Genomic DNA, 21,978 nt, shown 5'->3' on the forward strand with positions numbered 1-21,978 from the left:
GTGTTTGTCCGGTAAGGACGGTCTTTTGGGGAATTTTCGATGGGGAAACGGCAAAAAAGGGGATGGCTGGTATCAGGCCTGCTGCTGGCGGCTTTTTCATGGGCGGGTTTTTCAGCGGATGTCCTGGCGGATGATTTTGAGGACGGCATGCGGCTTTATGAGGCGGGAGACTACCGGTCAGCGGTAAGGCTGGTGAGAAAGGCGGCCAGGGATGGCAACCCGCAGGCGATGTACCAGTTGGGGGAGTTTTATTACTGCGGCTGCGGTAACGGGCTTTCGCAAGACCGGCGCGAGGCGCTCAGGTGGTACCAGCGCGCGGCGGAAAAGGGTCATGTGCAGGCGGCTTTTTCATCGGGTCAGATTTATTCACAGGGCGGCGGGGTGAAAAAGGACAAGGTGAAGGCTGCCCGTTATTACTGGGAAGCGGCCACTGCAGGCCATGCCGGTGCGCAAAACAACCTGGGTGCCGTGTGTACGAGGGGAGACGGTGTGCAGGGACCGGAAGAGGCGCTGGCGGCGGGATGGTTTAAGCAATCTGCCGGGCAGGGGCACGTGCTCGGGATGGGCAGCTACGGTTATCTGCTTGCTGAGGGAAAAGGGGTAGAGCGTGATGACTGGGAAGCGGTGAAGTGGCTTCAGAAGGCTTACGCCGCAGGCAACCGGCAGGCGGGTGTGCGCCTGGCGATGATGATGGAAGAGGGACGCGGGACAACGCGTGATGTCGATGGCGCAATGGCGATTTATACCCGGATGGCAGCAGCCGGGTCGGGACTGTCACAGTACCGGCTGGGCAGGATGGCCGAGCGCGGTATCGGCGCCCCGCAGGATATGGATAAAGCGCTCGGGCTGTACGAAAAGGCGGCTGCCAGGGGGATGCCGGAGGCGCAACTGCGCCTCGGTGAATGGTATGCCGGGGGGATTCATGTGAAAAGGGATGATGCCAGGGCGGCGGACTATTACCGGCAGGCGGCATTGAAAAACAATGGTGAGGCCATGTACCGGCTGGGGCTGTTTTATGAAACGGGCCGGGGCGTGGACAAGGACAGGAATGTGGCGCTCCAGTGGTATCGGCGTGCAGCCCGGACAGGCAACTCCGACGCACAGGCACGGCTGCGCGGCATGTCGTCGTGACAGGGCCGGTCAGGGTCGATGGGTTGGATCAGACAGTGAGGAAGTGATGGGAACGAAGAAGCACAGGGACCTGGTAAAGGAAAATTTTGGCTCACAGGCAGAGGCTTATGTGCAGAGTACACTGCATGCGGCGGGTGAGGATCTGGCGCTTCTTGAGCGGATGTTAGGCGAGTATCCCGAGGCGAAACTGCTGGATGTGGGAACGGGCGGCGGCCATGTTTCTTACCTGGCGGCGCGGCATGTGAAAGAGGTGACGGCTTACGACCTCTCCGAAAAGATGCTGGCGGCGGTGGAGAAGGAAGCGGCCACGCGAAGTCTTTCCAATATTATGACGCGGCAGGGGCCAGCGGAACGCCTGCCTTTTGAGGATGGGACGTTTGATGTGGTGGCAAGCCGCTATTCGGCGCATCACTGGCGTGATGTGGGCCAGGGAGTGCGCGAGATCTGCCGGGTGTTAAAGCCGGGCGGTCTTTTTGTGATGATGGATACGGCTTCACCAGGGGAGCCTTTGCGGGATATTTTCCTGCAGACGGTGGAGTTTTTGCGGGATATGTCGCATGTGCGGGCGTATTCGCCAGGCGAATGGCTGGGCTTTGTTTCAGATGCGGCTTTCCGGGTTAATGAGCTTCTTTCGCTTCGTCTTCGCTACGAATTCATGTCCTGGGTCACCCGGATGAAAACGCCTGAGCACCATGTGACAGCGATCAGGGAGGTGCTCAAGGCGGCGCCCGAGGAGGTGCGCTCGTATTTCCAGGTGGAGGCCGATGGTTCTTTTTCGATTGATGAAGTGATGCTGATTGCAACCCGGATGTGAATCAGGCCGCCCGTATGAAAAATATCTCCCCCTCTGCCGAGCTGGAGACGGAGCGCCTGATTCTGAGGCAATGGAAACGCAAGGATTATGCGCCTTATGCCGAGCTGAATGCCGACCGGGTGGTGATGGCGTTTTTTACGGCGACGTTTACCCGCAAGGAAAGCGATGCGATGGTGGCGTACCTGCAATCGCTGATAGCGCGGCGCGGCTGGGGTGTCTGGGCGGTGGAGCGTAAATCGGACGGCGCGTTCATCGGCTCTGTCGGGTTGCATGTGCCGCATGCAAAGCTGCCTTTTACGCCTTGTGTGGAGGTGGGCTGGCGTCTGGCGCAGGCGTACTGGGGACATGGCTATGCCACGGAAGCCGCCAGGGAAGTCCTGCGTTTCGGTTTTGAGGTGCTGGCGTTGCCGGAGATTGTGGCCTTTACCTCGCTGTTGAATACCCGCTCCATGGCGGTCATGCAGCGGCTGGGGATGGTAACGGACCCCGGCCAGAATTTTCCGCACCCCGATGTGCCCAAAGGCAGCCCGTTGAGGGAGCATTGCCTGTACCGGATAACGCGCAGTGAATGGGTGGATGCGGCAAGCTGACGGTTTGTTGATGGCTGTCAATTTCTTTTAAAAACCGGCAAAATCCGGCTTTTTTGTTGTTTTTCTGTCATTGTGAGAGGGTGTTGTTGTGGGCGGCGGGCGAAACGTGACGCAGCGCAATATCCCGATCCTGCGCAGGTGATACAAAGAGTTACACAATGTAGCGGACTGAAACAGGGCGGCTGTCTATACTGAAGCGGTAAATGGTTGGTTTACCCGGAATGGCTGGTTTTATTTTGAAAGGAACAGCGATGAAGAAAATGAACAGGAAAGTAATGGCGGGCCTTTTGGTGCTGGGTCTGGGTGCAGCGGGTGTTGCACTGGCAAATCCGTACTGGCATGGCGGCGGCATGGGGCCCGGACATATGGGGGGCGGCGGCCCGTGCTGGGGTTATGACGGCGGCGCAAGCGCATCGCACTGGCGCGATGTCGGCCAGCAAAGGACGGCTTACCTGCATGACCAGCTGAAGCTGAATGCCACACAGGAAAAGGCATGGAAGGATTACCAGGCCACGATTACGGCCAATATCAAGGCGATGCAGGATCGTGAGCTGATTGATTTTTCCAGCATGACGGCGCCTGAGCGCCTGGAGAAATCCCAGCAACTGATGAAGGAGCGTGATGCACGCATGGCAAAGCACCTGGAAGCGTTAAAGGCGTTTTATTCCACATTGTCTCCAGAGCAGCAGCAGGTTTTTGAGGCGGAGACAGGACCAGGCCCTGGCTATGGTTATCGTCGCGGTGGCCGCTGGCATCGTGGCGGCATGGGGCCGCATTATTGATCATTGATTGAATTTCCCGAACGCCAGCCTGACGCTGGCGTTTTTTTCGGGAGGTAGCCCGAAGCGCCGAAAGGCGCTTTTTTTATTGATTTTTCGGGGTGGTGCTGGTATTTGCGGTTTTCAAGGCGAAGAATTGAGGGGTAAACACCCTTTATTTCTTCGCTTTGCTTGCGAGAAAAAAGGAAAAGCAACCGGTTTTTTAGTGGTGGCGATGGTGTTTTCCCGCATTCAAATCCATGAAATAAGGGGTAAAAGCCGTTCAATTCATCGAATTGGCACCATCCCCGGTGGATGAAAAAAAGCGAAAAAGCGGCGATTTATGGTTTATCCTGAAAAAAACATCACATTCAAAACGATGATAAAAAGGCAAAACACCACGCTTATCGGCGTTTTGAATCGGGTGTGTCAAACAGGTTGAATTTGTTTTAGTATATTGATTTAATTAAATATATTTGCCTTGTTTCCTTGCTTGAAAAAAATCTTCGCCCACCCTAAAGTTTTCCGGAAAAATGCCGCCTAGAGCGCGAATTGCACAAGGCGTTTCCATCGCCATTTCGACCCGCCTCAAATTAAACCTTTCACCACCCCCTCCGTTAACAGGACAACAGCGGTCGGCTTTGAATACCCGCAGCGGTCGGTTCAAAAAACAAGGAACACACCAATGCAACGTAAAGACCTTATTTGCAAAGCCCACCAATGAAAAGGCGAAATCAGGCGCCTTAACCATAGCGAAAGATTTACAGGAGAGTAGGTTATGCCTCAGATTATCAATACCAACATGATGTCGCTGAATTCACAGCGACACTTGAATGCCACACAGTCAGCCCTTTCCCAGGCCATGGAACGCCTGTCCTCAGGCAAGCGCATTAACAGCGCCAAGGACGATGCAGCCGGTTTAGGCATCTCGGAAAGAATGACCTCCCAGATCAACGGCATGAACCAGGCAATCAGAAATGCCCGTGACGGCATCTCGCTTGGCCAGACAGCCGAAGGTGCACTTTCCACCATGAATGACATGCTCCAGCGTGTAAGGGTGCTGGCAGTACAGTCCTCCAACGCGACCAACTCCCCGGCAGACCGCCAGGCCCTTCAGGATGAAGTCGGGCAACTGGTGTCAGAGCTGAACCGGATAGCGGAAGTGACGACCTTTAACGGCCAGAATCTCCTTAACGGGACGATGGGCACGCAGTACTTCCAGGTAGGCCCGAATGCCAATGAGGTGATCAGCGCCAATGGCACTAACTTCATGACAACGACTTATGGCAATTATCGCGTGTTAAAAGATGGCGCTACCCCGGAAGGTACGCCTGCCAAAACAGCTAATGCCAGCTCAGTGATTACAGGCTATCTTGGCAAGGCGACACTGAACATGACAGCACAAGACTCGGCAAGAACGATTGCAGAAAAGATCAATCTGCTTGAGGGGGATACCGGTGTAACGGCATCGGCCAAGACAACAGCGCACCTGAACACGCTTGCTAATGGCGCGACTTATGCGCTTGCACTGCAATCAAACAATGCAACGCCGGTTGTCGTCTCTTTTGCTATCGGTGCGGATAATACCCTGGGTGATGCCTACGCGGCCGGAATTAACGCGATTAATGCGCAGGCATCAAAAACCGGTGTCACAGCGGAATATTATGTTGCCAGCGGTGGAGAGCCGGGTATCAGACTCACAAATCCGAACGGGAATGACATTTCTCTGGAATCTGATGCGGCATCAACCGCACCAATGAGTCTGGCTACTTTTAATGCCGATGGCACCATTGGAGGAGGCATTGCCATAGCTGCAGGTACTGCTGGCACAGCATTCGGGCAGGTGACAATAGATTCCCCCAACAGCTTTGTTGTAACAGAGACGACGGCTTTTGCGCAATATTTGCTGGGAGGCACAGGCCAGTTGATGCCGGTCTCCACCATGGATGTGTCGACCTTTGACGAGGCACAGAAAACGCTTGCCATAGTAGACTCCGCCCTTGTGCATATTGTTGGTGAAATGGCCCGCTACGGCGCGCTCCAGGCCCGCTTTGAGTCAACCATCTCCAACCTGGAAGTGACAGCTGAAAATACGACCAACTCCCGAAGCCGTATCACGGATGCGGACTATGCCCAGGAAACAGCAGCACTTTCAAGGGCATCCATCCTGCAGCAGGCCGGTACTTCGATGCTTGCGCAGGCTAACCAGATACCACAGACAGTTTTAGGTCTTCTCCAGTAATCTCCTGTATAAACTGGAATACCCCGCCAGCCTGATTCCCTGGCGGGGGGCACAAAAGGCACCCTCAACGGTGCCTTTTGTGCGTGGGCTGTGCGTAAAAAAACAGGCGTTTATTTGGTAATGTTGTTTCCCGCCTGAGGGATTTCTGGCAAAATGCGGCTCATTTTGTTGTGATGTAAAGAAACGGGCCTGCCAAAAGTGTCCTGAGGTGCTTTTGGATGATCCTGCTGTATTTTATGAAGCGTTTTTTTCTGCATGTCGCGTACTTGCAGGGAGGTACTGTTTTTCCGGTCAGGCGGAATCGATTGTCTGTACCCGGCAAAGGGGCTGTTTTTACCATGCAGAACAGTTTTTTTGGTGAAAAAATAAGTTAACGGTTTACAAAACTAATCTTTCAGATTATCTTGATGCTTCCCCCCCTGATGGAGATCGCTGGTGGCATCCGGGCTAGCAGTATCTTGTCACCAGATTCTGTATCTCCATACGGGCGGGAGTGGACCTAATACAAGACCCCTTTCGTGGAAATAAGTCCGCCGGCTCGTAACCCGGTCTTTAGCTCCCGCCCGCCTTGACACCCTGTTGAGGCGGGTATTTCCCGAGAATTCCTGTTTTACTGGATGGCCGTTGCCATAAGGCCGGTGGCTGATCTTGTCTTGAGCGGTCGGTCTGCTTTCAGTCCCCGGTAGACGGGCGTCATCAGCAATCCGCAATCGGTTTTTTCACTGCATTCCACGAGACAGGCCAGGCTGGGCTTTAACCAGACGGCCGGATTGTCACTCATAAAGGCCATGGTGGAAAAAGGGTGGGTATCTGTTTTTGACTGGCTGGCAATGATGAGTTCGTCTAACGGGTGTTCACCGAGCGGGACATGGCCGGTATACCGGATGGCGCCGTTGTCGCTTTCCGTGCCAAGGATAAGCTGGCTGATGTTGTTTCCACTCTTTTCATATCCGCATACCAGGTGTTCTTCCAGTGCATGATGTCCGGTTTTGTGCCAGTCGGAATAGTTAAAGCCCGGCTTGTCGCTGTCGTCTTCCCTGTATGCGTTTTTTTCATCCCGTTTTTTCAGGCAGGGGCATCGCCTGTTTTGTGGTGGATGGATTTCGGGGTGTTGGATAGGATGGGGGTCACGCCTGCTTCCCGGTTTGGGATCGCGGGGTTTTTTGGGGTTCGGGTTTCGTTTGGGTTTGGTGTGGTCCTGCAATACGTCGAGCCTGCCGGTTTCATCCAGCCCGGATGGCAGGCCGATCAGGGCGGGGTGGAGGATTTTCTGGCTGGCGGTGCGGCGTGGTCTCATGGTGTTTTCAGCTCATGATGGTTGTGTGGTGATGTTTAGTCCTGCCCGGCAACGGAAAATTCAGGGGGTGTCGGCTTTCCTTGCGATCAATCAAGCCTGGATGGCTGGTGCAGGAAGGCCATGTGACCATGGTAGGGGGCTGTTTTACCGTTAGTTTGTGTTTTGTCACAAAACTGTCATATTTGCCCGTTACATTGTTTTCAGGATCAACTGTTTTAGGGAGGTTTTATGAGAGCAATGACGGGAAAACTGCTGTTAACAGCGGCATCGGTGCTGCTTTGTGCCAAGGCGTTTGCGGCTGATATCACGGGAGCGGGGGCGACTTTTCCTTACCCGATTTATGCCAAATGGGCGGAAAGTTATCAGAAGCACTCGGGTGACCGGCTGAATTACCAGTCGATCGGTTCGGGTGGCGGGATCAAGCAGATCAAGGCAAAGACGGTGGATTTCGGCGCTTCGGACAAGCCGCTGGATGCGGCCGAACTGGCGTCATCCGGTCTTGTCCAGTTCCCGGTGGTGCTGGGCGGCGTGGTGCCGGTTGTCAATGTGGAAGGGATCAGGCCGGGGCAACTGAAGCTTTCCGGTCCGGTGATTGCCGATATTTATCTGGGAAAAATCACGCAATGGAATGCGCCTGAGATTGCTGCGCTGAATCCGGGGGTGACGCTGCCGGCACGGGCGATTACGGTGGTGCACCGCGCAGATGGGTCAGGGACGTCTTTTCTCTGGACGGATTTTCTTTCCAAGGTGAGCAGTGATTTCAAGTCACAGGTAGGTGCCGGCACAGCAGTGAAATGGCCCACCGGTGTTGGCGGCAAGGGTAATGAGGGCGTGGCGGCGAATGTGCAGCGCATCAAGGGGGCAATCGGTTACGTGGAATATGCTTATGCCAGGCGCAACAACATTTCGCACACTCAGCTCTTGAACCGGGATGGCAAGTATGTGCAACCGGATGAGGCGGCTTTCAAGGAAGCGGCAGCCGGGGCTGACTGGAGCAATGCGCCTGGCTTCGGGGTGATCCTGACCAATGGCTCGGGCTGGCCGGTAACAGGCGCTTCTTTCATCCTGATGCAGAAGGTGCAGGCGGATGCGGAAAAAGGGAAAGCAGTCCTGAAGTTTTTTGACTGGTCTTTCAATAATGGCGGGAAGATGGCATCCGAGCTGGATTATGTGATGCTGCCGCCTGCGGTGATCCGGCAGGTACGGCAGGCATGGAAAACGTCAATCAAGGATGCGTCGGGCAAGGCTGTCTGGTAATGGATAGAACCGGCTTGTCAGGTTCAATGGGCCGCAAGGGGAGTACACTCCCCTTGCGGCGCGATGCGTTTTCTGGCGTCATGGGCGCGAGGAATGGGAAAAAAGGACAGGAGGATCATGAGTGTGCCTGAACTGACACTGGATACCGCCGGGAAAGAGACGGCAATGAAAACGGGAGACGGCGCCCGTTCCGGCAGGCCGCCGTCGAGCGGCAAGCCCTGGCAGGATCGTGTTTTTCACGGGATGACGCTGCTTTTTGCCCTGCTGGTGGTGCTCGTGCTCGGCGGCATCCTGCTGTCGCTCCTCGTGGAGTCGATCCCGGCTTTCAGGACATTCGGCGCGGGCTTTATTACCCGTACCGAATGGGACCCGGTCAACGACGAGTACGGGGCGATGATCGCGATTTTCGGAACGGTCGCAACATCCGTGATCGCGCTGCTGATTGCCGTGCCGCTGAGTTTCGGGATTGCGATGTTTTTGACGGAGCTGTGCCCGGTTTGGCTGAAACGCCCGATGGGGATGGCGGTGGAGCTGCTGGCCGGTGTGCCCAGCATTATTTACGGCATGTGGGGGCTTTTCGTGCTGGTGCCGCTTTTTGCGGATTACGTGCAGCCGGGGCTGACGCTCCTGCTGGGGTGGGTACCGGGCATCGGGCCGCTTTTTTCCGGGCCGATGATGGGGATCGGCATTTTCACCGCCGGGGTGATCCTGGCGGTGATGATTATTCCTTTTATTTCGTCGGTCATGCGGGATGTCTTTGAGACGGTGCCGCCGATCCTGAAGGAATCGGCCTACGCGCTGGGATGCACCCGGTGGGAGGTGGTCAGGCGGATCGTGCTGCACTATACCCGCAACGGGGTGGTGGGCGGCATCATGCTCGGCCTGGGCCGCGCGCTGGGCGAGACGATGGCGGTGACCTTCGTGATCGGCAATGCGCACCGCCTGTCGGCGTCGCTGTATGCGCCGGGCAACAGCATTGCCTCGACGCTGGCCAACGAGTTTGCGGAAGCGGCATCGACGCTTCATGTATCGAGTCTTTTTGCGCTGGGGCTGCTGCTGTTCCTCATCACGTTTGTCGTGCTGTCGGCCGCGAAGCTGATGCTGCTGCGCATGTCTCGCCGGGAGGGGCTGGGATGAGGGAAAAACGGGTAAAACGGATTTATCGCCGGCGCATGGCAAGGCACCGGATCGGGATGGCCCTGTCGGTTTTTGCGATGGGACTGGGGATTTTCCTGCTGATGTGGATACTGGGCACCCTGCTGGTGAAAGGCATGGGCGGGATGAGCTGGGCCATGCTGACGCAGTCCACGCCCGCGCCGGGAAGCGAGGGCGGGGGACTGCTGAACGCGTTTGTCGGCAGCGTGATGATGGTGACGGTATCGACCCTGATCGTGACGCCGGTGGGGATTCTCGCCGGGATTTACCTGGCGGAGTACGGGGAAAGCAGCGTGTTTGCAAAGGTGGTGCGTTTCCTGGTGGACGTGATGCTGTCCGCGCCGTCGATCGTGATCGGTCTCTTTGTGTACGCGGTGTATGTGATGCATGTGCGGCATTTCTCCGGCTGGGCGGGCAGCTTTTCGCTGGCGCTGATCGCGCTGCCGGTGGTGGTGCGCACAACGGACAATTTTCTCTCGCTGGTGCCGGTGAGCCTGAGGGAAGCGGCCTATGCGCTGGGCGCGCCGCAGTGGAAGGTGGCGCTGATGATCCGCCTGAAAGCGGTGCAGGCCGGGGTGCTGACCGGGGTACTGCTCGCGGTGGCGCGGATTTCGGGCGAGACGGCGCCGCTTCTCTTTACGGCGCTCAACAACCAGTTTTTCTCGGCGGACATGAATGAGCCGATGGCAAACCTGCCGGTGGTGATTTACCAGTTTGCCATGAGCCCTTACGACAACTGGCGCGAATTGGCATGGGGCGGCGCGCTCCTGATCACCCTGGGGGTGCTGGGGCTGAACATGGTGTCACGGCTGCTCTTTGCGAAGCGGGCGGCCGAATAAGGAAAGTGGATGATGACAGGACAGATGATGATGGAACAGGCGGTGACAAGAAACAGTATCGGGATTGAAAGCCTGGATTTTTACTACGGGGATTTTCATGCCTTGAAAGGGATTGATCTGACGATTGCCCACCGCAAGGTCACGGCGTTTATCGGGCCTTCCGGGTGCGGAAAATCGACGCTCTTGCGGACGATGAACCGGATGTACGACTTGTACCCGAACCAGCGGGCGGAAGGGATGATCGCATTCGGGGGGCGCAATATCCTGGATGCGGATGTGGACGTGAACCTGCTGCGTTCCCGTATCGGGATGGTTTTCCAGAAGCCGACGCCTTTTCCGATGTCGATTTATGAGAATATCGCTTTCGGGGTGCGGCTGTACGAGTCGCTGTCGAAAACGCTGATGGACGAGCGGGTGGAATGGGCATTGAAGCAGGCGGCGCTCTGGGACGAGGTGAAGGACAAGCTCAACAAGAGCGGATTGTCATTGTCCGGCGGGCAGCAGCAGCGGCTGTGCATTGCGCGCTGCGTGGCGGTGAAGCCGGAGGTGCTGCTCCTGGATGAGCCAACCTCGGCACTCGACCCGATCTCGACGGCGAAGGTGGAAGAGCTGATTGCGGAACTGAAAAAGGATTACACGATCGTGATTGTGACGCACAACATGCAGCAGGCGGCGCGCTGCTCGGACTATACGGCCTACATGTACCTGGGCGAGGTGGTGGAGTTTGACGATACGGCGAAGATTTTCATGAATCCGGCGAAGAAAGGCACGCAGGATTATATTACGGGCCGTTTTGGATAGGGAGGGAATATGACGGGTTTGCACTGGTCAAAACAGTACGATCAGGATCTGGAAACGATCAAATCGAAGGCACTCCTGATGGGCGGGCTGGCCGAAGAACAGCTTGCCAATGCCATTCATGCGCTGCAGGAAGGGGATGTGGAACTGGCGGAAAAGGTGATGGCCACCGATGAGCAGGTGAACCAGTTGCAGGTGTCGCTGGATAATGCATGTACGGAGCTCATCGTGCGGCGTCAGCCTGCGGCGGGCGATCTGCGTACGGTGATTGCGACGATGCGGGTGATAACGGATGTGGAGCGGATCGCCGATGAGGCCACCAAGGTGGCGCGTGCCGCGAAGAATCTGCAGACGAGAAACCTGTTGCTGTTGAACCAGTACCAGCCGATCCATGCGATTGCGGGGACGGCGCAGCAGATGCTGCGCGACGCGCTGGACGCGTATGCGCGGCTGGACAGGGACAAGGCGGTGAGGATGATGGCGCTGGACGAGGACCTGGACCGGGAATTCCATGACATGATGCGAAGCCTGATTACCTACATGATGGAGGAGCCGAAAACGATTTCGGCGTCGCTGGATATTCTCTGGGCAGCCAAGGCGATTGAGCGGATCGGGGATCATGCGACGAATATCGGGGAGTATGTGATTTATATTGTGGATGGGGATGATATCCGGCATTCGGATTATGCGAGGAAGGTGTTGGGGATAGTGAAGTGAGGGGGGATGTTTTGTTGGTGTAGTTAGCTACGATGAGATTGGCCCTCGGTTTGGGTTCATACGGTGGGTGGCTGACCCACGGCAGGTTACTTTTTTGTCTTGCCACAAAAGAAGTAACCGAAAAAGGCACCGCAACCCCTTGCCCCCTATCGGGGGTACCCGTGACTGCTCTTCGTGACAGGGGCGGCAGCCGGAACTCGCTGCGCTCAGACAGCCGTCTGCGAAGCTCCAGTCACTCCTTACAGTCCCGGCTGCGGCGTAATTGCGGAATTCAGTAGAGAAGTGACACCGCGTTGCGGTGTGGGGATGCCCCTGCTGCGCAGATGGCATGGCAGCAGAGCTGCCTTGGGGGGATAGCGTGGGTATGGGTGGGAATATGTTTCAGAGAGTTTTGACTGTATGATGTTTCTGTAACGGGAAAGGGATATACGGTGGCAGCGGACAAGGTGCAGGTACTGGTGGTGGAGGATGAACCGGCGATTATGGAGCTGGTGGTTTATACGCTGAAATCGGCCGGTTGGCAGCCGGTGATGGCGGAGTCTTCATCGGCTGCGACGCATGTGCTGGAGCGGATGACGCCGGATGTGATCCTGCTTGACTGGATGTTGCCGGATGAAAGCGGTATCCGGTTTCTGAAGCGCTTAAGGGCGGATCGCGACAGGAAACACCTGCCGGTGATCATGCTGACGGCCAGAGGTGGTGAGGAAGACCGGGTAATGGGGCTCGACAAGGGGGCGGACGACTATATCACCAAGCCTTTTTCCACGAAGGAACTGATCGCGCGGATCAATGCGGTGTTAAGACGCAAGGCGCCGGATCGGGCAAAAAGCCTGTTGACGCTGGGCAATATTGCGCTGGACCCGGATACGCGGCAGGCGCGTGCAGGGGAGACGCCGCTGGAGCTGGGCAATGTGGAGTTCAGGCTGCTGCGTTTTTTCCTGTCCAACCCGGAACGGGTGTTTTCCCGTCACCAGATCCTGGACAGGGTATGGCCCAACCAGCCGGAAATCGAGGAGCGCACGGTGGATGTGCATGTGCGGCGCCTGAGGATTGCAATGGGTGAGGATGGCTACATGGTCCGTACCGTGCGCGGTGTGGGGTATCTGTTTACGGACAGGCGGGAATAAACGTTTTCGATACCTGTTTCTGCCTGATCCCGGTATGCCGGGATACGCTCAAATGGGATAAATCAGAAAGTGGCGGTTTCGTTCTTGAAAGCGGTTTTTTCCGGCAGGAATCCGAATGGTTTTTTCTCGCTTGAGGGCAGTGCATCGGGTATACTGTGTGCTTCTTTTTTGTTTGTTTCCATAAGGTTTTTCATGAATCCCCATGTTATGTTCTGGATTCCTGCCGCGTTGAGGCTTGCGCTGACCTGGATTGTTGCCGGTGTGCTCTGGTATTACTACGGCCCGGTAATCGGCCTTCTGGCCGGTTTTGTCCTGATGACGGCCATGGTTTTTGTGCAGCTGTATTTTCTTTCCCGGCTGGATATCTGGCTGGACAATCCGAATAGTGCTGAGTCTCCCGGCGGCTGGGGCGCCTGGGCGGCGATTTATGACCGGCTGATGCAACTGCAGCGCGATGAGGAAAAAAGCCAGGCCGAGCTGACCGAGTGGCTGGTACGCTTCAGGCAGGCGATGGCACTGCTTCCCATTGGCGTGGTGATTGCAGATGATGTGATGTTTTTGGAATGGTGCAATCCGGCAGCAGAAAAACACCTGGGATTGTCCGAGACAGAAGACAGGGGGATGCGGATCACCAATCTGGTGCGCAACCCGGAATTTATCAATTACCTGGTGCTGGGACGGTACGATAAGCCGCTGCCGATGACGCTCAACGACAGGCGGCTGGTTTTGCAGGTGATCCCCTTTGAAAACCGCCGTCAGATTTTCGTCACGTACGATACGACGGAGCAGGAAAATATTGCCAAGATGCGCCGCGATTTTGTGGCGAATGCTTCGCATGAGCTCAGAACACCTTTAACGGTGATCAATGGCTTTTTAGAAGTGGCCGAGGCGCAGCCGGACATGGACAAGGATACCCGCACAGCCCATCTGCAACTGATGCGTGAACAGGGGGAGCGGATGCAGCGCCTGGTGGACAGCATGTTGCAGCTCACTGCGCTGGAGTCGCCGGATAATCCGGTGGTCCGGGAGGCGGTGAATATGTATGAGCTGATCCAGGGGGTATGTGACGAGGCCAATATGGTATCGAATGGCCGCCATGATATCAGCCTGGATATGGCCGATGGGCCGGAAACGATGTATGGCAGCGAGGACGAGATTCGTACCGCCCTGTGGAATCTGGTCAGGAATGCGGTTCGCTACACCCCGCCGGGCGGGAAGGTTGCCCTGAAGTGGGAAAATACGGAAAAAGGGCCGCACTTTGTGGTGACCGATACCGGGATTGGCATTGCTGCGGAACATATTCCGCGTCTGACCCAGCGCTTTTATCTGGTGGATAAGACGCGCAGCAGGAAAGAGCGTGGCTCGGGACTGGGGCTGGCGATTGTGCGGCATGCGCTCATGCGGCACAAGGGGGAGCTGCAGGTCAAATCGCAGGTCGGCGTGGGCAGCGAATTTACGGCACAGTTTCCGAACAGCGCCTTGGTGCCATAAGGCGTTTGCTGTTGTCCGGAATACCCGGGAGAGCATAAAAAAAGCAGGCTTTTCAGCCTGCTTTTTTCGTCAGAATTTGAGATGCCCCTTGACGAGGCCGCCAATGCTGTCGTGCCGTTCGGCATTGCCATGTTCTTCAAGCACGGGGGAACTGCGCAGCTCGAACCCCATTTTCCATTCGTTCTCGATCATGTCATCTTTTTTTGATGCCGCAATGGCCTGGCTGATTTTCCGGCTGCCGGCTCCCGGTGGGGGAAGGTTATTGATATCCGGATTCATATGGTGTTGTTCTTTTTCCGGTTTCCCCTTTGTGACGGGGGCTTTCCCGCTGCGGGACACAAGGGGTTGTGTCTGCTGATTGTCCGCAGCTGTGGCGTCTGCCTGGGTATCGGTATTTTCCGCTTCAGGATTGAAAGGCGGTGGTACAGCCAGGTGGTTGGCAAAAGGGGAGGTTTCCCGGGCCAGGGCATGGGCAGGAAAGAGGGATGAAAGGAAAATGACGAGACAGACCAGGGGAAGGAAAACCAGCCTGCCCTTGCGGCGAACCTGATGCGCGATGGCATGTAAGCGTTTCGAGGAGTGTGTACCCGTATTCATGTATGCCCTTGTATGGATAACGTGTCAGGGGCTTATTATGATTTTTGTTGTATTCGCTGTTTTTGCGCGGACTCAAGCTATGCGGATTTTCTGGCAGGAGATTGATGGTTCGGCATTCAGGATGAGGATGAGCAAGCGATTTTGTGCGCATCAGGCATTTTTTGGTGAAAAGCAGGAAATACCGCGTTTGTTATAATCTGTCGCCATTGGGGGCATTGCGTGATTTTGAATGATGGGCACATCCGAAACAGGGGGGAGGCTTTTGTCAGAAGCGGATATTTCCCTTGATGAGGGCGCCTTTACCCTCATTTCGTTGCGCGTTACCCGTGTCTTCAAGCACGGGTGAATCCCGAAGCTCGACTTCAACGCCCCAGTCGTACTCGCTTTTTTTCGGGTCTGCCAGCGTTTTACCCATTTTCCGGCCGATGTTGTCCTGACCCGGCATAGGGACAAGATCTGTATTGTCCAGGTAACCGTTTTTTATGGAAGCGCTGCGAGTGGGGTTTTGGCGGGCACTGATGGAACACACCATGGGGCGGGTACGGTTATTGTCTGGTACCGTGCAGTCAGGCTGATCTTCCTCTGTGCCTGTTTGCGGGGTAAAGGCAGGCGGTGTTTCCAGATGATAGGAAAAGCCGGTATGCGATTTAGCCGGTTCGGCATGCGCGGGGGATAAAACACTGCTGAAGAGGAAAAGGGCAAGAACAGCAGAGGGCAGCATGAAAGCCGATCGGGTAGGCAGGTGAAGCGTGTGCCGGGTGAAATACATGATGTCCTGCGATGATGATCTGTCTGGTGTATATTGCCTGAAAAAAGTATGGCATGGTTCAGGAAATTGCGGGTTTTCTGTAACGCCATGTAACGTTTTGCCGGGAAGAGGTGGCAGCGAACAAAAAAGCCGCCCCGGCAGTCCTGAGCAGGACTACTTGCGAGTAATAGCGGTCCGGAAGTCTTAAGACACACAAAAAATGCGTAATAGACATTATGGTGGATGAGTTTTTCTGAACAGGTTGTATTTTCATGATACACGTCACATAAGCGTTTTCCGGGTGATGCAAAATGGAAGTAAATGCGTTTTGTCAAAGGCAAAAAAGCAAAAATATGCGTTTTGCGCACAAGTTGAAAAGGCAAAAAGACATGACAAGAAAGGGGCTTTGATGAAGCCCCTTTTTTATCCGGCTGCCGGTTTTTTTGTTTATGCCGGGGGAATCAGGTCGTTGATGAACTGGATTTCTTCCGGGGTGAGTTTTATATGGATGGCTGCCGCGTTCTGGATGGCTTGTTCGGCGTTTCTGGCGCCCACCAGTGCAATCGTGATGCCGGGCTGTTCGATGGTCCAGCGCAGGACAAGCTGCGAAAGCGTGGCGTCCTTGGCTTCTGCCATGGGTTTGAGCTTGGCCAGAAAAGCATTGGTACGCTCAATGCTGTCATCGGTAAAGTAACTGTTGGTGGCGCGGTGGTCGCCTTCGGCAAATTCATGGCCGGGCTTCAGTTTACCGGTTAGAAGACCGCGCTCAAGCGGGCTGTAGGCCAGGATGGATTTGTGGTGCTTGATACAGTAAGGCAGGGTTTCTTTTTCGATGCGGCGGTTGACCATGCTGTAGGGAATCTGGTTGGAGGCAATAAAGGTGGTTTTTTCCGCTTCAGCCATCTGCTCGGCATTGTAGTTGGACACACCGGCATAGCGGACCTTGCCCTGTTCGATCAGTCTGTTGACTGCCTCAAAGGATTCGGCAATAGGGGTGGTCGGATCCGGCCAGTGAAGCTGGTAGAGATCAATATAGTCTGTTTTCAGGCGTCTCAAGCTGTCTTCGCATTCCTTGATGATGCTTTCTTTTCCGGCATAGATATGGATATTGATGCTTTCGCCTTTGAGGTCCTTGCTGCGCATGGAGAGCCTGCCCTTGTCGAGATCCCAGCGCAGGCCGAATTTTGTCAGGATCTGGACTTTGTCCCGCGGTATGCCGGCGATCGCTTCCCCCACGATTTCCTCGCTGTTGCCCTGTCCATAAATGGGGGCGGTGTCAATGGAAGTGATGCCATTGTCATAGCTGGCACGTATGGCTTGAAGCGCATCCTTTCTCTCGGTTGTACCCCACATCCAGCCGCCTGCAGCCCAGGCGCCAAAGGTGAGGGCGGAGAGTTTGAGATCGGTTCCTGCCAGGGTGCGATATTCCATAGTTTGCCTCTTTGTTGTTCTGTTGTTTTTGTTATTGTGTTATTCGATCAGGGGTTTCATGTGTTCGGGGCGGGCGTTTTCTGCTTTTTCACTCCATTTTAGCGCTTTTGCCTTGTCGGGCTTTTCGCCGAGCTCGCCGTTTTCATAAATCTGGATCATGCGCACCAGCGCGCGGGGTTCACCGGCCTCGGCGCTTTTTTTGTACCAGTGAAAGGCGATTTCCTCGTCTTTTTTGACAGCGGTTCCGGTTTCGTAAAAAACACCCAGATACAGCATGGCGGTGGGTTGCTCTGCTGCGGCTGCTTTTTCAAACCAGTAAAGCGCTTTTTTGCGGTCGGGCTTCATTCCCACGCCATCGTCATACATGAAGGCAAGCTGGACCATGGATAACGGGTATCCGGCGTTTGCGCTTTTCTCAAACCAGTGTTTTGCTGACCAGTAGTCCTGTTCAGCGCCTTCACCGGTGAGGTAGGAGTATCCGAGAATGTATTGGGACTGAAGGTGGCCGTGTCCGGCAGCATCCTTGAACGATGCCATGGCTTTTTCATTGTCCTGAACCGTTGCGATACCGTTTCGGTAAAAGAGTCCCAGGTAATATTCGGCTTCGGGGTTTTCCTGCGCCGCGCTTTTCTGGAATGCAGCAAAAGCGGGGGCATATTCACGCTTTTCGAGGTGGGATTTTCCGTCAGCCAGATCGTCAGCCATGACAGGGAGGGAAAGCAGCAGGCATGCAAAAAGAACGGGCAGCCTTTTCCACATGGCGGATGTTTTTTGCATGTGACCCCGGTCAGTTACCTTCATGGCATGTTGGCCTGCGTGATAAACCTGTCTCTCAGCGATGCTGATATACCAGACAGAATAACAGATGTTTCCGTTTTTTTTGCACCTTCAATGCCGGGTATCCGGCGTATGCCAGATATCTTATCAAAAATGCAATGTCTTGTGCCAGCCGGTGTGGGGAAATTGATGAAGAGTCGCTTAAAAGTGAAGGGTTCCCTTGACCATGCCGCCGAGGCTTTCATGTCTTTCTTCATTGCCGTGTTCTTCCTTGACAGGAGAGTTCACGGCTTCTACAGCGAGCGACCAGTTGCTGTCACTGATCTGGCTGGCGGTAACCGATACCGGTTGTCCTTCTCTGATGCTGGCCTTGTCTGCGGCATAAACCGCATAGATGCCATCTGAATACATGGCAGCCGCATTGTCTTTTTCTGCCATATATTCCGGGACGAAAGCAGGCGGGGCCTTGAGTGTCTCGGTAAAAGGGGATGTATCAGTCTGCGGTGCGGCATAAGCCCATGCGCAGAAAATGAAGAGAAGCAGAAAGCCCAGGGCGATTTTCATCAGGGGGAATCGCCTGGCCCTGCCTGTGAACAAGAGGCGGTTTCTTTCATTCATGGTTCAGGTTCCGTTTGCTTGTGTCTTGGGTAATAAATTCAGAAAGCTGTATTTTTTATTGCCTTAAAGAATGATAACGGAAAATTTTTGTGAAAATCAAGGGGGTGCGGCAATTTTGTGTGTGTGTGCTTGAGGTGTTTCCCGTAACTTTTATCTTTCCCGAGGGAAGCGGGCGGTTTTTTTCAGATTGAAAAAGGCCGGAATACAAAAAGCGGAAAGAAAAAAACGCCACACCCCCCTATGGAAAAGGGCGTGTTTGCGTGATGGGAGAATAGGTTATCTCACGGCAGTGAAAAAGAGGCGCGGGAAAGGCATGAGGATCTTGCCGTTTTCCAGTACGGGCATGTTCCGCGTGAAAGCGTCGAGGAGATCCGCTTCAAATTCGGGAACCCTGTCTGGCGAAAGCGCAGCCAGGTAGGGACGCAGCCGGGTGGAGCGGAACCATTCGATAATGTCCCGATGGGAAGGCATGATGTGGTAGTAAGTCGTTTCCCAGATATCAAAGCGCTCGGCGATATCACTCAGGATAGTGGCGTACTCCTGCGGCGAGAGATTGTTTCTCCGCTGGATGTTTCTCGAAAAAGTGCCTTTGTATTTTTCCTGGTTGGCCACGCTGCGGATGATGCGGTGAAGGGGATGTTTTTCCAGCAGCGGTGTCTGCACCGCCATGACGCCGCCGGGTTTTAAGCGCCCCATCATGTTTCTCAGCAATTCGTCATGCCGGGGTATCCACTGGATGGCGGCATTGGAAAAAACGATGTCGTAGTTGGTCTCCAGGCTTGGCAGTCCGGTTGCGGCATCGCAGATCATGAAGTCAAGATCGGCATCCAGATCGATGCTGGTGCTTTTTGCCACCTGGATCATGTTTTCCGAGCTGTCGATGCCGATGATGCAGGCATGCGGGAATTGCTGTGCAAGCACATGGGTGCTGTTGCCCGGGCCGCAGCCGATATCCAGGATCTTGTGCGGTTTTTTCTGGAGGCGGATACGGGATGTCAGGTCGATGGAGGGCTGGGTGCGCTCATCGGCAAACTTGAGGTATTGGTCAGGATTCCAGTCAGCCATGAAAGCCTCCGGATGGTTGTTGTCTATTTCTTAATGATAGGAGGGTTGGGGGAGGATGGCAAGGGGGAGGGGGCGTTGTTACGCGACGGCAGCGCGTTATTGTTATTACCCTGCGCGGGTGGGCGTGTCTACGATCAGATTAGTCCTCTATTTATCCTCATAAGGTGGGTGGCTGACCCACGTCAGGTTACTTTTTTGTCTTGCCACAAAAGAAGTAACCAAAAAAGGGACCGCAACCCCTTGCCCCTTCAGGGTACCCGCCCCGGCTACAGTGCAATCGCGGATTTCAGTAGAGAAGTGACACCACTGCGTGGTGTGAGATACCCCTGCGGTGCAGGCGGCATGGGCACCGCTTCGCTGGTGCCCATCCTGCACACTGCCTTGAAAAAGCGGCCTGGCGGGAAGTAGCGTGTGCTGAGCCTGTGGCGAAGCGCACGAACCCAAGCCGGCAAAAAGAAGAGTGCCCGCTCTTGCCGTGCGCTCATCGTGCGCCGCACTGCGTTTGGCACACGCTACAACGTGGTATCAAAACCGGTAATTAAACCTGACATTCCCCATAAACCCGTCCCGTTCTCCGGCAAAGCCTTCGAGTGCCAGGTCAAGGCTCATGTTGGGCTCATCCTTCGGTACCCAGGTAAGGCCCACTTCGCCAATGAAGGTGGAACCCCCCATATCGGTTTCCTTGAGGTTGTAGCCGTGTACCGAACCACCCGCCTTGCCGTCAAACTCAAATTCATACGCGACGCCTGCATAAGGCGTTAGGCTGCCGATAGTATGACCATACTTCATGCCGGTACGCCACCGGTGAGAATTGGTGCTGTCGAAGTGATATTTATCACCGAGTACCTTCACACTATCGCTGTCGGTGTAGGTCCAGAGGTACCGGGTATACACATCAAGCGAATCAGCCTTTGTCATTTCCCAGCGATAACCCACGCCAGCATGGGCGCCAAGGTAGAGGGAGCTGGTGTCGTCATAGGAGGCGTTCTGGCCGTAATTAACCACATTCGTCGAAAGATCAGACTTCACCCGTCCCGCCCTGAAAGACCCGTCAAGATAAAAGCCATTGGCCCATGTCAGCGAACCCAAAAGCCCCGCGCCGATGAAGTCAGTATCCCCGCTGCCCCTCACAGAAGCCATCCCCGTAAAACTGTTGGAACTGTTGTAGCTGCCGGTGCCCATTTCCACAAAAGCGCCAAGGGAGAGATCAAGCTCAGGGTTGATCCTTGATCCCCATGCCGCACCCGCCATAAAAGAAAAACTGTCCATATCAATGCCCGAGCCGGTCCTGTAACGGGAAGACCCACCCTGTACGGCCATGAAGCCGCGATGGCCTGCACCAGCAGAAGCCTTCATGGCAGCCATGCCGCGTCCGGCGGCAAGATCAGCACCCTGCGTAAGCAAGGCGCCCTGGGCAGAGCGGCCTGAGAGCAGGGCGTGGGTTTGGGGGTTGAAGCGGTAGCCTGCAACGCGGGCGGTGAGCTGGTTGTTGCCGCCGCCGGTAATGGCGATATTGTCCCACTCATACAAAAGCGACATACCCTTCATACCGGAGGCGGTCTGGGGTGCTCCGGCAAGTGAGCCGCCAATGACGCCACCACTTTCGAGCAGCACGACAGTTTCACCTGCGCCGGGGACATAGCTGCCGCCCATGAGGTTGACGCTGTCAACGGTCACGGTAGTGCCGCCAAAGAAAATGTTGGTAGCGCTCACATGCCCGCCGTCACCGGCCAGCGTGATGTTGAGGTGCTCGAAGCTATAGATGCCGCCTACCGTATGCTGCCCGGCAATATTGAGGGTGTTGCCGGTGAAGCTGTCGCCGCCGCCAGAGCCGCTGCCGCCCCAGAGTTGGGTTGAGTTGGCAAGAGTGGCGTTTTGTCCGATGGTCACTGTGTTGTAGTTTGCGGTAGCGGTGCCGATGCCGCCGCTGGAGAGGGCATACCCGCCGTAGACAGTGTTGCGAATGGTGCCGCCGGTAATGTTGACGGTGTTGTAGTTTGCGGTAGCGGTGCCGATGCCGCCGCTGGAGAGGGCATACCCGCCGTAGACAGTGTTGCGAATGGTGCCGCCGGTAATGTTGACGGTGTTGTAGTTTGCGGTAGCGTTGCCTGTGCCGCCGGTGGAGTTGGCATACCCGCCGTAGACACTACTGACACTACCGCCGTTGATGATGACGGTATTGTAGTTTGCGGTACTGCTGTCGGTGCCGGTGGAGTAGACCTCCCCGCCGTTGACATTGAACCGGACATTGCCATTACGGAGGATAACGGTATTGCAGGAGGCCTCAGTTTGTGATAGTCCGCCGGAGACGTAGCCGGGATTAGCCATACCGGTAGCGGCGGGATCATAGTCGATGATGATGGTATTGCCGGAACCCGAAGGGTTTGCCCGGGTGCCGGGGTAAAGATCGTTGGACATGCCTGGCACCCATGCCGGTATGAGCTTCAGGTCACTGGCATTACCGGTATAAGTGAGTGTATCGGCGTGCGTCATGGCCGGACTTGCGGCAATGGCAGTGGCGATGAA

Annotated in this window: 22 protein-coding genes; 13 read left to right on the top strand and 9 right to left on the bottom strand. The window is 55.5% G+C overall.

From position 1 onward, the window contains the following. Positions 1–39: 39 nt before the first annotated feature. The 6 genes from NB640_RS10125 (at position 40) to NB640_RS10150 (ending at position 5,535) form a co-directional block, all read left to right on the top strand. On the top strand, positions 40–1,131 hold the full coding sequence (locus tag NB640_RS10125) for an SEL1-like repeat protein (protein WP_269308584.1): 1,092 nt from the start codon (positions 40–42) through the stop codon (positions 1,129–1,131). A 46-nt stretch (positions 1,132–1,177) separates the two neighbouring features. Beyond that, a complete protein-coding gene (locus tag NB640_RS10130) occupies positions 1,178–1,945 on the top strand; it encodes a class I SAM-dependent methyltransferase (RefSeq protein ID WP_269308585.1) in 768 nt (255 codons plus the stop codon). Positions 1,946–1,959: 14 nt separating this feature from the next. After that, positions 1,960–2,535, top strand: a complete 576-nt coding sequence (locus NB640_RS10135; RefSeq protein ID WP_269308586.1) for a GNAT family N-acetyltransferase — start codon at positions 1,960–1,962, stop codon at positions 2,533–2,535. A 251-nt stretch (positions 2,536–2,786) separates the two neighbouring features. Further along, positions 2,787–3,317 (top strand): Spy/CpxP family protein refolding chaperone, encoded by a 531-nt coding sequence (locus tag NB640_RS10140; RefSeq protein ID WP_269308587.1) that lies wholly within the window; start codon positions 2,787–2,789, stop codon positions 3,315–3,317. 7 nt (positions 3,318–3,324) lie between these two features. Next, complete coding sequence (locus NB640_RS10145; RefSeq protein WP_269308588.1) at positions 3,325–3,612, top strand: hypothetical protein; 288 nt, start codon at positions 3,325–3,327, stop codon at positions 3,610–3,612. Positions 3,613–4,071: 459 nt separating this feature from the next. After that, positions 4,072–5,535, top strand: coding sequence for a flagellin N-terminal helical domain-containing protein (locus NB640_RS10150; protein WP_269308589.1), 1,464 nt, complete (start codon positions 4,072–4,074; stop codon positions 5,533–5,535). 610 nt (positions 5,536–6,145) lie between these two features. Here the strand turns inward: NB640_RS10150 and NB640_RS10155 are convergent. Further along, positions 6,146–6,832, bottom strand: coding sequence for a hypothetical protein (locus tag NB640_RS10155; protein WP_269308590.1), 687 nt, complete (start codon positions 6,830–6,832; stop codon positions 6,146–6,148). Positions 6,833–7,069: 237 nt separating this feature from the next. Between NB640_RS10155 and pstS the strand changes: the two genes are divergently transcribed. The 7 genes from pstS to phoR all read left to right on the top strand — a co-directional run bounded on the left by pstS (position 7,070) and on the right by phoR (position 14,216). Continuing rightward, the gene (gene pstS / locus NB640_RS10160) at positions 7,070–8,089 is read left to right on the top strand and encodes a phosphate ABC transporter substrate-binding protein PstS (RefSeq protein WP_269310448.1); all 1,020 of its coding nucleotides are present in this window, start codon (positions 7,070–7,072) and stop codon (positions 8,087–8,089) included. Positions 8,090–8,254: 165 nt separating this feature from the next. Continuing rightward, a complete protein-coding gene (pstC, locus tag NB640_RS10165) occupies positions 8,255–9,226 on the top strand; it encodes a phosphate ABC transporter permease subunit PstC (RefSeq protein ID WP_269310449.1) in 972 nt (323 codons plus the stop codon). Continuing rightward, complete coding sequence (pstA, locus tag NB640_RS10170) at positions 9,223–10,083, top strand: phosphate ABC transporter permease PstA (protein WP_269308591.1); 861 nt, start codon at positions 9,223–9,225, stop codon at positions 10,081–10,083. Before pstC ends, pstA begins: the two co-directional genes overlap by 4 nt. 9 nt (positions 10,084–10,092) lie before the next feature. Next, the gene (gene pstB / locus NB640_RS10175; RefSeq protein ID WP_408637927.1) at positions 10,093–10,884 is read left to right on the top strand and encodes a phosphate ABC transporter ATP-binding protein PstB; all 792 of its coding nucleotides are present in this window, start codon (positions 10,093–10,095) and stop codon (positions 10,882–10,884) included. A gap of 9 nt (positions 10,885–10,893) precedes the next feature. Next, a complete protein-coding gene (phoU, locus tag NB640_RS10180; RefSeq protein WP_269308592.1) occupies positions 10,894–11,598 on the top strand; it encodes a phosphate signaling complex protein PhoU in 705 nt (234 codons plus the stop codon). A 431-nt stretch (positions 11,599–12,029) separates the two neighbouring features. Continuing rightward, positions 12,030–12,725: a response regulator gene (locus NB640_RS10185; protein ID WP_269308593.1), complete on the top strand. Its 696-nt coding sequence runs from the start codon at positions 12,030–12,032 to the stop codon at positions 12,723–12,725. A gap of 192 nt (positions 12,726–12,917) precedes the next feature. Further along, positions 12,918–14,216 (top strand): phosphate regulon sensor histidine kinase PhoR, encoded by a 1,299-nt coding sequence (gene phoR, locus NB640_RS10190; protein ID WP_269308594.1) that lies wholly within the window; start codon positions 12,918–12,920, stop codon positions 14,214–14,216. 69 nt (positions 14,217–14,285) lie between these two features. On the opposite strand, the gene NB640_RS10195 is transcribed toward phoR, so the two are convergent. From NB640_RS10195 to NB640_RS10230, 8 genes are all read right to left on the bottom strand, one after another. Next, positions 14,286–14,813, bottom strand: coding sequence for a hypothetical protein (locus NB640_RS10195; protein ID WP_269308595.1), 528 nt, complete (start codon positions 14,811–14,813; stop codon positions 14,286–14,288). 265 nt (positions 14,814–15,078) lie between these two features. Continuing rightward, positions 15,079–15,582, bottom strand: coding sequence for a hypothetical protein (locus NB640_RS10200; RefSeq protein ID WP_269308596.1), 504 nt, complete (start codon positions 15,580–15,582; stop codon positions 15,079–15,081). Between the two features lie 426 nt (positions 15,583–16,008). After that, positions 16,009–16,992, bottom strand: coding sequence for an aldo/keto reductase (locus NB640_RS10205; protein WP_269308597.1), 984 nt, complete (start codon positions 16,990–16,992; stop codon positions 16,009–16,011). Positions 16,993–17,031: 39 nt separating this feature from the next. Further along, positions 17,032–17,769, bottom strand: coding sequence for a tetratricopeptide repeat protein (locus tag NB640_RS10210; protein WP_269308598.1), 738 nt, complete (start codon positions 17,767–17,769; stop codon positions 17,032–17,034). Between the two features lie 201 nt (positions 17,770–17,970). Beyond that, a complete protein-coding gene (locus NB640_RS10215) occupies positions 17,971–18,387 on the bottom strand; it encodes a hypothetical protein (protein ID WP_269308599.1) in 417 nt (138 codons plus the stop codon). 276 nt (positions 18,388–18,663) lie between these two features. Further along, entirely contained in the window at positions 18,664–19,452 is a 789-nt protein-coding gene (locus NB640_RS10220) for a methyltransferase domain-containing protein (protein WP_269308600.1), read from the bottom strand. 266 nt (positions 19,453–19,718) lie between these two features. Continuing rightward, positions 19,719–19,937, bottom strand: coding sequence for a hypothetical protein (locus NB640_RS10225; protein WP_269308601.1), 219 nt, complete (start codon positions 19,935–19,937; stop codon positions 19,719–19,721). Positions 19,938–19,977: 40 nt separating this feature from the next. Continuing rightward, positions 19,978–21,945 (bottom strand): autotransporter domain-containing protein, encoded by a 1,968-nt coding sequence (locus NB640_RS10230; RefSeq protein WP_269308602.1) that lies wholly within the window; start codon positions 21,943–21,945, stop codon positions 19,978–19,980. Positions 21,946–21,978: the final 33 nt, after the last annotated feature.

The sequence above is a fragment of the Oxalobacter vibrioformis genome (genome assembly GCF_027118995.1).
In the GTDB taxonomy this organism is placed as follows: domain Bacteria; phylum Pseudomonadota; class Gammaproteobacteria; order Burkholderiales; family Burkholderiaceae_D; genus Oxalobacter; species Oxalobacter vibrioformis.